The organism is Wenxinia marina DSM 24838 (assembly GCF_000379485.1).
GTDB lineage: Bacteria > Pseudomonadota > Alphaproteobacteria > Rhodobacterales > Rhodobacteraceae > Wenxinia > Wenxinia marina.
This window is the reverse complement of record NZ_KB902310.1, coordinates 1-14,844: the sequence shown is the minus strand read 5'-3', so window position 1 is coordinate 14,844 and position 14,844 is coordinate 1. Positions and strand designations below refer to the sequence as shown.

14 protein-coding genes are annotated in these 14,844 nt (G+C 71.4%); 7 read left to right on the top strand and 7 right to left on the bottom strand.

From position 1 onward, the window contains the following. Positions 1-12: 12 nt before the first annotated feature. The 4 genes from betA to betI all read right to left on the bottom strand — a co-directional run bounded on the left by betA (position 13) and on the right by betI (position 5,485). On the bottom strand, positions 13-1,707 hold the full coding sequence (gene betA / locus A37W_RS22140) for a choline dehydrogenase (protein WP_018303810.1): 1,695 nt from the start codon (positions 1,705-1,707) through the stop codon (positions 13-15). A gap of 258 nt (positions 1,708-1,965) precedes the next feature. Next, positions 1,966-3,426, bottom strand: coding sequence for a betaine-aldehyde dehydrogenase (betB, locus tag A37W_RS0114770; RefSeq protein ID WP_018303809.1), 1,461 nt, complete (start codon positions 3,424-3,426; stop codon positions 1,966-1,968). A gap of 2 nt (positions 3,427-3,428) precedes the next feature. Beyond that, entirely contained in the window at positions 3,429-4,931 is a 1,503-nt protein-coding gene (gene betC / locus A37W_RS0114765) for a choline-sulfatase (RefSeq protein ID WP_018303808.1), read from the bottom strand. Further along, complete coding sequence (gene betI, locus A37W_RS0114760; RefSeq protein ID WP_026198518.1) at positions 4,928-5,485, bottom strand: choline-binding transcriptional repressor BetI; 558 nt, start codon at positions 5,483-5,485, stop codon at positions 4,928-4,930. Before betI ends, betC begins: the two co-directional genes overlap by 4 nt. Before the next feature lie 120 nt (positions 5,486-5,605). Between betI and choX the strand changes: the two genes are divergently transcribed. From choX to A37W_RS0114740, 4 genes are read left to right on the top strand one after another with little or no spacing between them, the layout of a single operon-like run. Next, positions 5,606-6,538, top strand: coding sequence for a choline ABC transporter substrate-binding protein (choX, locus tag A37W_RS0114755; protein WP_018303806.1), 933 nt, complete (start codon positions 5,606-5,608; stop codon positions 6,536-6,538). 46 nt (positions 6,539-6,584) lie between these two features. Then, positions 6,585-7,622: a choline ABC transporter permease subunit gene (gene choW / locus A37W_RS0114750; protein ID WP_018303805.1), complete on the top strand. Its 1,038-nt coding sequence runs from the start codon at positions 6,585-6,587 to the stop codon at positions 7,620-7,622. Continuing rightward, complete coding sequence (gene choV, locus A37W_RS0114745; RefSeq protein WP_018303804.1) at positions 7,619-8,650, top strand: choline ABC transporter ATP-binding protein; 1,032 nt, start codon at positions 7,619-7,621, stop codon at positions 8,648-8,650. Before choW ends, choV begins: the two co-directional genes overlap by 4 nt. A gap of 54 nt (positions 8,651-8,704) precedes the next feature. Further along, the gene (locus A37W_RS0114740) at positions 8,705-9,292 is read left to right on the top strand and encodes an exopolysaccharide biosynthesis protein (protein WP_018303803.1); all 588 of its coding nucleotides are present in this window, start codon (positions 8,705-8,707) and stop codon (positions 9,290-9,292) included. On the opposite strand, the gene A37W_RS0114735 is transcribed toward A37W_RS0114740, so the two are convergent. Both A37W_RS0114735 and A37W_RS0114730 read right to left on the bottom strand, forming a co-directional pair. Then, the gene (locus tag A37W_RS0114735; RefSeq protein ID WP_018303802.1) at positions 9,289-10,188 is read right to left on the bottom strand and encodes a DMT family transporter; all 900 of its coding nucleotides are present in this window, start codon (positions 10,186-10,188) and stop codon (positions 9,289-9,291) included. The genes A37W_RS0114740 and A37W_RS0114735 overlap by 4 nt on opposite strands. Before the next feature lie 10 nt (positions 10,189-10,198). Beyond that, positions 10,199-10,798: a LysE/ArgO family amino acid transporter gene (locus A37W_RS0114730; RefSeq protein WP_018303801.1), complete on the bottom strand. Its 600-nt coding sequence runs from the start codon at positions 10,796-10,798 to the stop codon at positions 10,199-10,201. A gap of 166 nt (positions 10,799-10,964) precedes the next feature. On the opposite strand from A37W_RS0114730, the gene A37W_RS0114725 reads away from it, so the two are divergent. From A37W_RS0114725 to A37W_RS0114715, 3 genes are read left to right on the top strand one after another with little or no spacing between them, the layout of a single operon-like run. After that, complete coding sequence (locus tag A37W_RS0114725) at positions 10,965-11,780, top strand: TIGR00282 family metallophosphoesterase (protein ID WP_018303800.1); 816 nt, start codon at positions 10,965-10,967, stop codon at positions 11,778-11,780. Then, entirely contained in the window at positions 11,777-12,718 is a 942-nt protein-coding gene (locus tag A37W_RS0114720) for a DMT family transporter (RefSeq protein WP_018303799.1), read from the top strand. Before A37W_RS0114725 ends, A37W_RS0114720 begins: the two co-directional genes overlap by 4 nt. 2 nt (positions 12,719-12,720) lie before the next feature. Next, a complete protein-coding gene (locus tag A37W_RS0114715; protein ID WP_018303798.1) occupies positions 12,721-14,499 on the top strand; it encodes an SLC13 family permease in 1,779 nt (592 codons plus the stop codon). Positions 14,500-14,574: 75 nt separating this feature from the next. Here A37W_RS0114715 and A37W_RS22135 read toward each other — a convergent pair. After that, the coding region (locus A37W_RS22135) for a transposase (protein ID WP_018300961.1) at positions 14,575-14,844 on the bottom strand (270 nt) is incomplete at its 5' end.

The window sequence follows — 14,844 nt, the reverse complement described above, 5'->3', positions numbered from 1 at the left end:
GCCCGCCGCGCGCTACTCCGCCGCGTCCGCCATCCGCGCCCCGTCGCCGACCCGCTGCGCGGTGCGCCAGTTTGGCGCCTCCCAGGGCGCCCGCTCGTCCCGCGGCAGCGCCGCCCGGCCGAGGATGTGATCGGCCGCCTTCTCGCCCACCATGATCGACGGCGCGTTGAGGTTGCCGTTGGTGATCCGCGGGAAGACCGAGCTGTCGGCGACGCGCAGCCCCTCCACCCCGATCACCCGGCATTCGGGATCCACCACCGCGCCCGGATCGTCCGCCGATCCCATCCGGCAGGTGCCGCAGGGATGGTACGCGCTTTCGACATGCTCGCGGATGGCGGCGTCCAGCTCCTCGTCCGACTGGACGTGCGCCCCCGGCAGCAACTCGGTCCCGCGGAAGCGGTCGAAGGCCGGCTGCGCCACGATCTCTCGCGTCAGGCGGATCGCGGTGCGGAAGTCGGCCCAGTCCTTCGGGTCGGACATGTAGTTGAACAGGATGCGCGGCGGATCGGCCGGATCGGCCGAGCGCAGCCAGACCCGCCCCCGGCTGGGCGAGCGCATCGGCCCCACATGGATCTGGAACCCGTGCCCCTTCACCGCCGCCCGGCCGTCGTAGCGGACCGCGATGGGCAGGAAGTGGAACTGGATGTCCGGATACTCCACCCCCGCCGCGCTGCGGATGAAGCCCGCGCTCTCGAACTGGTTCGACGCGCCGGGGCCGGTCCGCGTCAGCAGCCAGCGCGCGCCGACCCACGCCTTCCCGGCGAGGTTCCAGTAGCGGTAGAGGCTCACCGGCTCGGGGCAGGAATACTGGACGTAGATCTCGAGGTGATCCTGCAGGTTCGCGCCCACGCCCGGACGGTCGGCGCGGACCTCGATCCCGTGCTCGGCCAGGTCGTCGGCCGGCCCGATGCCCGACAGCATCAGCAGCTTGGGCGAATTGATAGCCGAGGCCGCGACGATCACCTCGCGCGCCGCGCGGATCACCTCCACCCGGCCCGCGCGCTCGATCTCGACCCCGCAGGCCCGTCCGTCCTCGAACACGACCCGCCGCGCGAGCGCCCGCACCAGCCGCGCGTTGCCTAACCGCAGCGCCGGGCGCAGGTAGGCCACCGCCGCCGACTGCCGCTGGCCGCGCCAGATGGTGGCGTCCTTGGCGCCGAACCCTTCCTGCCGCTCGCCGTTGTAGTCGGCGGTCGCGCCGTAGCCGGCCTCGACCCCCGCCTGCACGAAGGCCCGCGTCAGCGGGTTGGTCCGCGTCCCGCGCGTCACCTTCAGCGGCCCGCCCTGCCCCCGCCACTCCGGGTCGCCGCCATGCACGCCGGCATGCCAGTCCTCCATCCGGCGGAAGTAGGGTGCGACGTCCGCGAAGGACCAGCCCCGCGCCCCGGACTGCGCCCAGGTGTCGAAGTCGCGCGGGTGCCCGCGCACATAGACCATGCCGTTGATCGAGGACGAGCCGCCGATCACCTTGCCCCGCGGCGTCGCCAGCCGCCGCCCGTCCAGGTGCGGCTCCGGCTCGGTCTTGAAGCCCCAGTCGTAGCGCGGCATGTTCATCGGGTAGGACAGCGCGCCCGGCATGCCGATGAACGGCCCCGCGTCCGAGCCGCCGTATTCGATCACGATCACCGACCGCCCGGCCTCGGCCAGGCGGAACGCCATCGCGCATCCCGCGCTGCCCGCGCCGACGATGATGTACTCAGCTTCCATCACGCGCCCCCTTCCGCGATTCGGCGGAGGGTCAAGGACGCCGAAGGCGCCGGCGCAGCCGGGAATCCTTGAGGCTCCGGCGAATCGTAAGACACTGGAACAGGCGCGTTCAGGGCACACCTGCCCCTGAACCGCCTCTCAGCAGACAGCCCGCACTTCGCCCCATGCACCCCGCCCGAGCCAAAGGCGCCGCGCGCGACCGCGCGCGCAGGAGCCGGACCCGGCTCCTGCCGAAATCCGCCTCCGGATTTCGCCCCCTCAGAACGGCGCATCGCTCGCCCCCATCGCGACGTAGACCGACTTCAGCTGCGAATAGTGCTCGATCGCCGCGCGCCCGTTCTCGCGCCCCACGCCCGAGGATTTCACCCCGCCGAACGGCATCTCCACCGGCGTCAGGTTGTAGGCGTTGATCCAGCAGGTCCCGGCCCGCAGCGCCGCGACCACCCGGTGCCCGCGGGCGAGGTCGGACGTGTAGACCCCGGCCGCAAGGCCGAACTCGGTGGCGTTGGCGCGGGCGACCGCGTCGGCCTCGTCCTCGAAGTCGAGGACGGACAGCACGGGCCCGAAGATCTCCTCCCGCGCGATGGTCATGTCGTCGGTGACATCCGCGAACACCGTCGGCGCGACGAAGAAGCCCGGCCGGTCCACCCGGCCGCCGCCGGCGATCAGGCGCGCGCCCTCCTCGCGGCCTTTCTCGATGTAGCCGAGCACGATCTCCATCTGCCGCTCGCTGACCATGGGCCCGTAATTCGTCGCCTCGTCCAGCGGATCGCCCATGACGACGCCGCTCTCCAGCCGCTCCGCCAGCCGCTCCAGGAACCGCTCCTTGATGCCGGACTGCACGAAGACGCGGGTGCCGTTGGAGCAGATCTGCCCCGAGGAGTAGAAGTTGCCGAGGATCGCGCCCGTCACCGCGTTCTCCACGTCCGCGTCGTCGAAGACGAGGATCGGGGACTTGCCCCCCAGCTCCATCGTGACGTGCTTCATGCCGGCCGCGGCGGCGGCGTAGACGCGCTTGCCCGTCGGGACCGAGCCGGTCAGCGACACCTTCGCCACCCGCGCATCCGCGATCAGCGCCGCGCCGACCTCGCCCGCGCCCTGCACGACGTTGAAGAGGCCGGGAGGCGCCCCCGCCTCCACCAGGATTTCCGCCAGCTTCAGCGCGCCCAGCGGCGTCGTCTCGCTCGGCTTGAAGACCATCGCGTTGCCGCAGGCGAGCGCGGGCGCGGCTTTCCAGCAGGCGATCTGGGTCGGGTAGTTCCAGGCGCCGATGCCGACGCAGACGCCGAGCGGTTCGCGGATCGTGTAGGCCCAGTCGCCGCCCAGCGGGATGTGCTCTCCCGTCAGCGTCGCGGCGAGGCCGCCGAAAAAGTCCAGCGCGTCCGCGCCGGAGGTCGCGTCGGCCACCAGCGTCTCGCTCAGCGGCTTGCCGGTGTCGCGGCTTTCCAGCACCGACAGTTCCCGGTTGCGCTCGCGGATGATCGCGGCGGCGCGCTTCAGCACGGCCCCGCGCTCGCGCGGCATCATTGCAGCCCAGTCCTTCTGCGCCGCCTCCGCCGAGGCCAGTGCATCCTCGATGACGGCGGGCGTCGCGGCGTGGACGCGGGCGATCTCGTCCCCCGTGACCGGGCAGATCACCGGGATCGGCGTCCCGGCCTCGTCCTCGACCGGCTGGCCGTTCACGAAGTGACTGGCGGCGGGGCGGATGTCGAAGGCCATGTCTATTCTCCCCGCGGAAAGCGCTGGTTCTCTTCCAGCACGTTGAGGTCCATGTGGTTGCGCATGTACCGGTCGGACGCGCGCTGGATCGGCTGCCAGTCCCACGGGTAGTAGCCGCCCTGCCTGAGCGCCGGGTAAACCACCCACCGGCCCGCCTGGCTGTGGCGCACCTCGGCGTCCACACGCTCCAGATCCCACCGCTCCGCCGCCATGTCGCGGAAATGCTTGAGCCGGCCCTCGTAGCCCGGCTCGCCGGCGAGGTTCGTCTGCTCCCACGGGTCGGAGTCCAGGTCGAACAGCTGCTCGGGATCGGCCGGGCAGGCGGTGTACTTCCAGCGCCCCTCGATCAGGCAGACCATCGGCGCGATGGACCCTTCGGCGGCGTATTCCACCGCCACGGGTTTCCGCTCGCCGCCCGCCGCCACGGGCAGCAGGCTCACCCCGTCGGTCCAGGGCGCGACGCCGCCGAGGTCCGCGCCGGCGAGGTCGGCCAGCGTCGGCGTCAGGTCCACGGTGGAAACCGGCGTCTCCACCCGCCCGGGCGCGACGCCGTCGGCGCACAGCATGAACGGCACCCGGGACGATCCCTCGCGGAAGCTCATCTTGAACCACTGCCCGCCCTCGCCCAGCATCTCGCCGTGGTCGGACAGGAAGACGATCGCGGCCTCCTGGCGGCTGGACTCCAGCACGTCGAGGATCTGGCCGATCTTGTCGTCGATGTAGCTGATGTTGGCGAAATACGCGCGGCGCGAGCGGCGGACGTCCTCAAGCGTGATGTCGAAGTTGCGCCGGTCGGAGGCGTCCATCAGCCGCTGCGAATGCGGGTCCAGCTCGGCATAGGGCACCGGCTTCAGCTCGGGGTCGAGCGGGCCGTCCTCGTAGAGGTCCCAGAACCGGCGGCGGGCGACGAACGGGTCGTGCGGGTGGGTGAAGCTGACGGTGAGGCACCAGGGCCGGCCGTCGTGGCCGCGCGACAGGTCGTAGAGCTTCGCCATCGCGTTGTAGGCGACCTCGTCGTCGTACTCCATCTGGTTGGTGATCTCGGCGACGCCCGCCCCGGTGACCGAGCCGAAATTGTGATACCACCAGTCGATCCGCTCGCCCGGCTTGCGCCAGTCCGGGGTCCAGCCGAAGTCGGCGGGGTAGACGTCGGTCGTCAGACGCTCTTCGAACCCGTGCAGCTGGTCGGGGCCGACGAAGTGCATCTTTCCCGACAGGACGGTATGATAGCCGACGTTCCTCAGGTGGTGCGCGAAGGTCGGGATGCTGCTCTGGAACTCCGCCGCGTTGTCGTAGACGCGGGTGCGGAACGGCATCTGCCCAGCCATCACCGCCGCCCGGGCGGGGGCGCAGAGCGGCGAGGGCGTGTAGGCGTGGGCGAAGCGGGCCGACCGTTCGGCGAGGCGGCGCAGGTTCGGCACGTGCAGCCAGTCGGCCGGGCCGTCCGGGAACAGCGTCCCGTTCAGTTGGTCGACCATGAGGATGAGGATGTTCGGCTGGCTCACGAAGAGAGCTCCTTGTCGAGGGCGGCGAGAACCTGGGCAGTGGCGGCGGCGCCGTCGGGCGTCTGCCGGGCCAGCGCCTCGCGCAGGTAGAGACCGTCGATCAGCGCCGCGATCCGCTCGGCCACCGGCGCAGGCTCCGCGGAAAGCGGGCGCAGCGCGTGGCGCAGGTTCGCCCGCAGCCGGCCCTGATAGATCTTCAGAAGCCGCGCGGCGGTCGGCGAGGTCAGCGCCAGGACGTAGAAATTCAGCCACGCCGCAACGGTTTCCGTCCGGAAGTTCGAGCTGGAGAAGCCCGCCCGCACCACCGCCTCCAGCCGCTCGCGCGGCCCGGACGCCATCGCCAGAGCGCCCCGCACCTCGGCCCCGTAGACGGTGAGCGTATGGCGCATCGCGGCGAGGAAGATGTCCTCCTTGCCGCCGAAATAGTGGTGCGCGAGCGCCGCGCTCATGCCCGCGCGGCGGGCGATCTGCGCGACGGTGACGTCCAGCGACCCGCGCTCCCCGATCTCGGTGATCGTGGCTTTCACCAGGGCGGCGCGGCGTATAGGCTCCATTCCGAGCTTGGGCACGGGGGATCAGACCTTATGTCCGGGTTGGCTTTACGAACCAATAATCGGTCGTTTATTGACTCGTCAATCAATGACCGGACGTTGAACAGTCAGGGAGACATCACGATGACCCTTCGGACCACCCTCTCCGCGCTCGCCCTCGCCTGCGCCGGCGGCGCTGTCGCCGCCCAGGAGGCCTGCGACCAGGTCACCTTCTCGGACGTCGGCTGGACGGACATCACGGCGACCACCGCCACGGCGACGGTGCTGCTGGAGGCGCTCGGCTACGAGACCGAGACGCTCGTGCTGTCGGTGCCCGTCACCTACACCTCGCTCGCCGAGGGCGACGTGGACGTGTTCCTCGGCAACTGGATGCCGACGATGGAGGCCGACATCGCGCCCTACCGCGAGGCCGGGACCGTCGATACGGTCGGCATGAACCTCGACGGCGCGAAGTACACGCTGGCGACCAACGCCGCCGGCGCCGCCCTCGGCATCGCCAGCTTCGAGGACATCGCGGCCAACGCGGACGCCCTGAACGGCGAGATCTACGGCATCGAGCCGGGCAACGACGGCAACCGCCTGATCCTCGACATGATCGACGCCGACGCCTTCGGCCTCGGCGAGTTCGAACTGGTCGAAAGCTCCGAGCAGGGGATGCTGGCGCAGGTGGACCGCGCGAGCGGCGGCGACGAGCCGGTCGTGTTCCTCGGCTGGGAGCCCCACCCGATGAACGCCAACTTCGAGCTGACTTATCTCGAGGGCGGCGACGACTACTTCGGCCCCAACCTCGGCGGCGCGCAGGTCTACACCAACACCCGCGCCGGCTATGTCGAGGAGTGCCCGAACGTCGGCGCCCTGCTCGAGAACCTCACCTTCTCGCTCCAGATGGAGAACGAGATCATGGGCGCGATCCTCGACGAGGGGATGGACCCCGAGGAGGCCGCGACCGAGTGGCTCGCCGCGAATCCGGACGCCTGGAAGGGCTGGCTCGACGGCGTGACGACCCTCGACGGCGGCGACGCGGTCGCGGCGGTCGAGAGCGCGATCTCGATGTGATGAACGCGGGCGGGGCGGCCCGGCCGCCCTGCCCCTTCCCTCCGGAATGACCTTTCTCCGCGCCATCGCCGACGCCCTGCTGTCGCTGCTCTACGCGGTCGGCTGGTGCGTGCAGGCCGTCCTCGACTTCCTCGCCTGGCTGGGGCCGGCGATCCTGTGGTTCGTCCAGTGGCTCCCCGCCCGCCTCCTCGGCCGCACGGACCAGGAGCTGCCGGTCGGCGACGCGGCCAGCCGCGGCTTCGAATACATCCGCGACGGCGCGTCCGGCTTCCTCGACGGCTTCTCCGACGTGACGCGGAGCATCATCGACGTGATCCTCGCCATCCTGATGCGCCCGCCGGGCGAGAACTGGCTGAGCGGGCGGCGGTTCGAGCCCTGGATCGGCTGGTGGGACGAGGACACGCACCGGCTGGTCGTCGTGGCGGCGTTCGTGCTGCTGACCTGGGCGCTGCAGCGCAACTGGAAGGTCTGCCTGCTGGTCCTCGTCGGCTTCCTCTTCATCCTCGACCAGGGCTACTGGGACGAGACGGCGGAGAGCCTGACGCTGGTCCTGTCGGCCTGCCTCGTCTGCATGGGGATCGGCGTTCCGGTCGGCATCTGGGCCGCGCACCGGCCGAAGGTCTACGCCTGGCTCGCCCCCGTCCTCGACCTGATGCAGACGCTGCCGACCTTCGTCTACCTCATCCCGGCGATCGTGTTCTTCGGCATCGGCATGGTGCCGGGCATGATCGCGACGGTGATCTTCGTCCTGCCCGCGCCGATCCGCCTGACGCATCTCGGCATCAGCCGCACCCCCGTCGCCCTGACCGAGGCGGCGCAGGCCTTCGGCGCGACCCGGCGGCAGCTGCTGTGGAAGGTCGAGCTGCCGAGCGCGTATCCGCAGATCATGGCCGGCCTCAACCAGACCATCATGCTGTCGCTGTCGATGGTGGTGATCGCCGCCCTCGTCGGCGCCCGCGGCCTCGGCGTGCCGGTGGTGCGGGCGCTGAACAGCGTCAACACCTCCCTCGGCTTCGAGAGCGGGATCGTCATCGTCGTCGTCGCGATCATGCTCGACCGTATGCTGCGGGTGAGCCGCAAATGACCGCCGTCGAGTTCGACAACGTCTCCATCGTCTTCGGCGGCAAGCCGGAGCGCGCCCTGCCGCTGATGGACCGCGGCCAGACGCGGGGCGAGGTGCAGAAGGCGACGGACCAAATCCTCGGCGTGCACGACTGCTCGCTCACCGTCGAGGAGGGCGAGATCGTCGTGCTGATGGGCCTCTCCGGGTCCGGCAAGTCGACGCTGCTGCGCGCGGTGAACGGCCTCAACCCCGTGGTGCGGGGCGAGGTGCGGGTGAAGACCGCGGACGGGATGACCTCCGTCACCCACGCCGACCTCGCGACGCTGCGGCGGCTGCGCCTGCGCACCGTCGCGATGGTGTTCCAGCAGTTCGGCCTGCTGCCCTGGCGGACCGTGCGCGACAATGTCGGCCTGGGGCTGGAGCTGGGCGGGCAGTCCCGCGCGAAACGCGCCGCGCGGGTTGAGGAGGAGCTGAAGCTCGTCGGCCTCGCCGACCGCGCGGACGCTCTGGTGGGCGAACTGTCGGGCGGCATGCAGCAGCGCGTCGGCCTCGCCCGCGCCTTCGCCACCGACGCGCCGATCCTGCTGATGGACGAACCCTTCAGCGCGCTCGACCCGCTGATCCGCACCCGCCTGCAGGACGAGTTGCTGGAGCTGCAACGCGAGCGGAACCGCACCATCGTCTTCGTCAGCCACGACCTCGACGAGGCGTTCAAGCTGGGCAACCGGATCGCGATCATGGAGGGCGGGCGGATCGTCCAGTGCGGCACCCCGCGGCAGATCTTCACCGGCCCGGCGAACGAGTACGTGGCCGACTTCGTGGCCCACATGAACCCGCTCGGCGTGCTGTGCGCCCGCGACGTGATGGGGCCGGTGCGCGACGACATGGACGGCGATCCGGTCGGACCCGACACCGACATCCGCGAGGTGATGGCCCGCCTCGACGCCACCGGCTGGCCGGTGGCGGTGGCCGAGGACGGACGTGTCGTCGGCGCGGTCACCCGTAACAGCGTGCTGTCGCGGCTGATCGACCCCCGCCGCAGGGCCTGACGGAACAAGCGCCCCGGGACGGCCGTTGCCCGCGATAGCGACGGGAGGGCGATCATGGCCGAACAGCGCGCGGCGGAAGAGATCCTCGACGACATCGACGACGCCTCCGGCGACAGCGGGAAGACCGAGGTCGGCGAGCTGAAGGACAGCTTCGGCAACCGCGGCGCGGCGGCGTTCCTGATCGTGCCCGCGCTCATCGGCATCTCGCCCGTCGCAGGCATCCCCTCGGTCCCGACGATCATCGCGGCCGTGATCCTGCTCTTCGCCGTGCAGATCGCGATGGGGCGGGACGGCTACTGGATGCCCGGCTTCCTCGAGAAGCGGAAGATCAGCGGCGACAAGCTGTCGGGCTTCGCGGACAAGATGCGCGGCGTGGCGCACTGGATCGACGAGCACATGGGCAACCGCCTGACCGTCCTGTCCGGGCCGACCGCGACGCGTGTCGCGGGGGGCGCCGTCGTCCTGCTCTGCCTCGCCGTGCCGCCGCTGGAGTTCCTGCCCTTCGCCGCCGCCCTGCCCTTCGCCGCGATCGCGCTGATCGGGCTGGCGCTGCTGCTGAAGGACGGGCTGGTGATGCTGCTGGCGATGGTGGCGACCGTGGGCGCGGTCGTCGGCGGCCTCTGGATGTGGCTTGGCGGCTAGACCCCGACGCCCGCCGCCAGCAGCCGCTCGCGCCGGCGGAGGCGCGCCTCGCGCCAGGTCAGCAGGCTGATCGCCGCCACGATGATGAGGCCGCCGAGGACCACCCAGCCGTCCACCGGCTCGCCGAAGGCGACGGCGCCGAGCGTCGCGGCCCAGACCAGCTGCAGGAACGTGACCGGCTGGGTCACCGTCAGCGGCGCCGAGGCGAAGGCGAAGGTCATGAACGTGTGGCCCAGCGTCGCGAAGAGCGCGGCCAGCGCGTAGAAGCCCAGCTCGCCCAGGGTCGGCGTGACCCAGACCGCCAGCGCGAACGGCAGCAGGCCGACCGTCACCGTCGCCTGCAGCATGCCGACCACCACCGTCGCCGAGACCTCGTCCGAGACGACCTTGGCGATCAGATAGCTGGCGGCGAGGCAGAGCGCGGTGCCCAGCATCGCGACGTGGCCCGGATCGATCTCGCGCAGGCCCGGCCGCAGGATGATGAGCGCGCCGGTGAAGGCGGCGATCACGGTCAGCAGGCGCCGCAGCGGCAGCCCCTCGCGGAACAGGAACGCCGCGCCGAGGGAGACGTAGACCGGGTTGAGGTAATTGAGCGCCGTCACCTCGGCGATGGCGATGCGGGTCATCGCGTAGAACCACAGGATCACGCCGCCGGTATGGGCGAGGCCGCGCAAGGCGAACAGCGTCAGCTGGCGGCGGGTGAGGTGCGCACGCAGGATCGCGCCGGCGGCGGGGATCAGGATCGGCAGCGCCAGGGCATAGCGCAGGAAGGCGGATTCCGCGGCGGGCACGCGGGTGCCCGCGGCCTTCACCGTCGCGGTCAGGGCCACGAAACAGGCCCCAGTCGCCACCATCCAGAGGACGCCCCTCAGGGGGTTCTGCTCGCGCTCCGCCATGCCGCCTGCCCTATCCACCGAGGATCAGCCCGGCCGCGATCAGCCACATGAGGCCGCCGACGAGGGCGTCAAGCGCCCGCCACGTCCCCGGCCGCGCGAAGGCCGGCGCCAGCGCCCGCGCGCCGTAGCCGAGGGCGAAGAAGAACACGAACGACGCGGTGACGGCGCCGCCGCCGAAGGCCAGCCGCGACTCCTGCGTCGCCGCGACCGAGCCGACGAGGACGACCGTGTCGAGGTAGACATGCGGGTTCAGCCAGGTGAGCGCGAGGCAGGTGAGAACCGCCTGCGCCCGGCTCTGCGTCCCCGGCCCCGCGGCCGTCAGCGTCTCCGCCCCGCGCCAGGCGCTGCGGAACGCCAGCGCGCCGTAGACGATCAGGAACGCCGCCCCGCCCCAGCGCATCAGGACCGGCAGTCCCGGCGCCGCCTCGCTGAGCGCACCGAAGCCCGCGACGCCGGCCGCGATCAGCACCGCATCCGACAGCGCGCAGGTCAGCACCACCGGCAGGACATGCGCCCTGCGCAGCCCCTGGCGCAGCACGAACGCGTTCTGCGCGCCGATCGCGAGGATCAGCGACAGGCCGAGCGTGAAGCCGGCGAGCGCGGCGCCCATGCGGTCCCCCCTGATGGAGATGTCGGACAGGAGGGGCGCTGCCCCTCTGCGCCTGACGGCGCATTCACCCCGGAGGTATTTGAAGCAAGATAGGGGAGCAAGGGCCCGGCGCCCCGGGGGGCGCGCGCGCCTTGCCTCCGGCCGGGGGCGGCGCTAGCAGGGCGGAATGCGCATCCTCTACCTTGGCGACGTGATGGGACGGGCCGGCCGGCGGGCCGTGGCCGAGCGGCTGCCCTCCCTGCGCGAGCGGTGGCGGCTGGAGTTCGTCGTGGTGAACGGCGAGAACGCGACCTCGGGTCACGGCCTGTCGGCGGCGCACGCCAGGGGCCTGTTCGAGGCGGGGGCGGACGTGGTGACGCTGGGCGACCACGCCTTCGACCAGAAGGACATGATGCAGGCGGTCGAGGCCGACCCGCGCATCCTGCGACCCGTAAATTATTCCAAGGCCGCGCCGGGCAAGGGGGCGCGGATGTTCGAGGCGCCCGGCGGGCGCAAGGTGCTGGTGGCGCAGGTGCTGGGCCAGGTCTTCATGAAGCGGCCGTTCGACGATCCCTTCTCGGCGATCGAGGGCGTCCTGAAGGCGCACCCGCTGGGCGGTCTCGTCAGCGCCAGCGTGATCGACGTCCATTGCGAGGCGACGAGCGAGAAGATGGCGATGGGCCATTACTGCGATGGCCGGGCGAGCCTGGTGGTCGGCAGCCACACCCACGTGCCGACGGGGGATGCGCAGATCCTTCCGGGCGGGACGGCCTACCTGACCGACGCCGGCATGTGCGGCGACTATCTCAGCGTGATCGGCATGGACAAGGCGGAACCGCTGCGCCGCTTCGTCACCGGCATGGGCAAGGAGCGCTTCACGCCGGCGGACGGCGAGGCGTCGCTGTGCGGCCTGTATGTCGAGACCGACGACCGGACGGGCAAGGCGCTGCGGGCCGTCCCGGTGCGGCAGGGCGGACGGCTGGCGGAGAGCGGGCCGGAATGACCGCACGCGCGGGCGGGGGGCGCGGGCGCCTGCCCCTGATCGCGGCGCTGGTCGGGATCGGCGCCCTGTGGGGCGCGACGACGCCGCTGATCAAGATCTCCGTCTCCACCGGCTACCGGCCCTTCGGGCTGATGTTCTGGCAGCTGGCGATCATGTGCGTGCTGCTGGGGGCCGTCGCGGTGACGCGGGGCGGCGGGGTGCCGCGGGGGCGGCGGGCGTGGGCGGCGTGCCTGTTCGTCGCGCTCGCCGGGACGGTGCTGCCGAACGCGGTCTCGTACCGCGCGGCGACGGTGCTGCCGGCCGGGATCATGGCGATCGTGATCGCCACGGTGCCCCTGTTCGCGCTGCCGATGGCGGTGGCGCTGCGGATCGACCGGTTCGCGCCCACGCGGCTCGCCGGCCTCGCGCTCGGCCTTTCCGGCGTCGTCCTGATCGCGCTGCCCGAGGCGGCCCTGCCCACGCCGGCGATGGCGGCGATGCTGCCGCTCGCGCTGGTCGCGCCGCTGCTCTACGCGGTCGAGGGCAACGGCGTGGCGCTCCTGCAGGACCAGGTGCCGGGGCCGCTGCCCCTCCTCCTCGGCGCGTCCCTGATCGGGCTGGTCCTGGTGACGCCGGTCGCGCTGGCGACGGGGCAGTTCATCCGGCCCCGAGGCGGCCTCGGCGCGGCCGAGGGCGCGATCGCCGGGATCGGTCTCTTCAACGCCGTCGCCTATGCCGGATACCTGTGGATGATCCGCACCGGCGGCGCGGTATGGGCGGCGCAGGTCGGCTATCTGGTCACGGGCTTCGGCGTCGTGTGGTCGATGCTCTTCCTCGGCGAGCGCTACTCGGGCTATGTCTGGACCGCGCTGGCGCTGATGCTTGCGGGGCTCGCCCTCGTCTCGCCGCGCGAGGAGACCGCGCCGCACATCGCGGCACAGACGGGGACGGACGCCTAGCCTTGTTCGGGATCGAGCTTTCCGCCGGCGCGCAGCCGATCGCTGCCGGCCTCATCATCCTCGCCATGCTCGTGGCCTTCGTGCGCGAGGTCTACCCGGTCGAGGTGGTGGCCATCCTCGGCGCCATCGCGATGATCGTCCTCGGCCTTCTGCCGCAGGCCGACGCGCTGGAGGTGTTCGCCAACCCCGCGCCCTGGACCATCGCCGCGCTGTTCATCGTGGTGGGGGCGCTGGTGCGCACCGGGGCGCTCGACTGGATCTCGGGCCAGGCGGCGAGCCACGTGGAGGTCCGGCCGCGGACGACGCTGGCCGTCCTCGTCATGACCGTCCTCGCGATGTCGGCCTTCGTGAACAACACGCCCATCGTCGTGGTGATGATCCCGATCTTCGTGCGCCTGGCCGCGCAGCTGAAGATGGCGCCGTCGCGCCTTCTGATCCCGCTCAGCTACTTCGCGATCTTCGGCGGGATGATCACGCTGATCGGCACCTCGACCAACCTCCTGGTGGACGGCATCGTGCGCGAGGCGGGCGAGCGGCCGTTCGGCATCTTCGAGATCACCGGCGCGGGCCTCGTCATGGCCGCGGTCGCGGTCGCCTATCTCGGCCTGTTCGGGCGGCACCTGCTGCCCGAGCGCGATTCGATGGCGGGCCTGTTGTCCGACCGCAGCCGGATGCGGTTCTTCACCGAGGCCGTCATCCCGCCCGACAGCAACCTGATCGGCCGCGAGGCGACCGACGTGCAGCTCTTCAAGCGCGACGGCGTGCGCCTCGTCGACGTGATCCGCGGCGACGCCTCGCTGCGGCGCAACCTCGCCGGCGTCACGCTGGAGGTGGGGGACCGGGTGGTCCTGCGGACCGCGATGACGGAACTGCTGTCGCTGCAGCGGAACAAGGCGCTGCGCCGGGTCGACCAGGTCTCGGCGGTGGAGACGACCACGGTGGAGTGCCTGATCACGCCCGACTGCAAGATGGTCGGCCGGCGGATGGGCGACCTGCGCCTGCGGCGGAGGTTCGGGGTCTATCCCCTCGCCGTGCACCGGCGTGACCGCAACATCGGCCGGCAGATCGACGACCTCGTGGTGCGGGTCGGCGACACGCTGCTGCTGGAGGGGGCGCCGGCGGACATCCAGCGCCTGGCGACCGAGATGAACCTCGTCGACGTCTCGCACCCGACGGCGCGGGCCTACCGGCGCCAGCACGCGCCGATCGTCCTGGCCGTGCTGGCCGGGATCGTGATCCTGTCGGCGGTGGGCGTCGCGCCGATCGGCACGCTCGCCTTCATCGGCGTGGCCATCGTGCTGGTGACCCGCTGCATCGATGCCGAGGAGGCGTTCGGCTACATCGAGGGCCGGCTCCTCGCGCTGATCTTCGCGATGCTGGCGGTGGGCGCCGGGCTCGAGCGGTCGGGCGCGGTGCAGATCGCGGTCGACTGGCTCGCGCCCTGGCTGTCCGACCTGCCGCCGTACCTGCTGGTGCTGTGCGTCTACCTCATCGCCTCGACGCTGACCGAGGTGGTGTCGAACAACGCGGTGGCGGTGATCCTGACGCCGGTGGCGCTGGGGCTGGCGCAGACGCTGGGGGTCGATCCGCGGCCGCTGATCGTGGCGGTGATGTTCGGCGCCTCGGCCGCCTTCGCGACGCCCATCGGCTACCAGACGAACACGCTGGTCTACGGGCCGGGCGGGTACAAGTTCGTGGATTTCCTGAAGGTGGGTGTGCCGCTGAACCTGCTGACCGCGCTGACGGCCGCGGCGGTCATCCCGTGGTTCTTTCCGCTATAGCCTGACACGCGCTCTGCGGGAGGCGGCGGCCTCCGCTCGCGCTCCCGCCCCGGCCTTGAGCCGGCAACTGTAACCTCAGGGGTTGGCTGTCGCGTAGTCCTTGGCGTCGCGGAGCATGGCGTTGAGGACGGTGAGGAGCTTGCGTGCGACGGCGATGATGGCCTGCTTGGGACGCTTTCCGGCGGCCTCGAGGCGGGCGCGGAAGGCGGCGAAGGCAGGGTCCCGGCGCGAGGCCTGCAGGCCGGCGAGGTAGAGCAGCGAGCGGATCACCGGTCGGCCGCCGGCGATCCTGCGGGGCGGGCTGCGCATCCCGGAGTCGCGCGCGACCGGCGCCAGTCCCGCCAG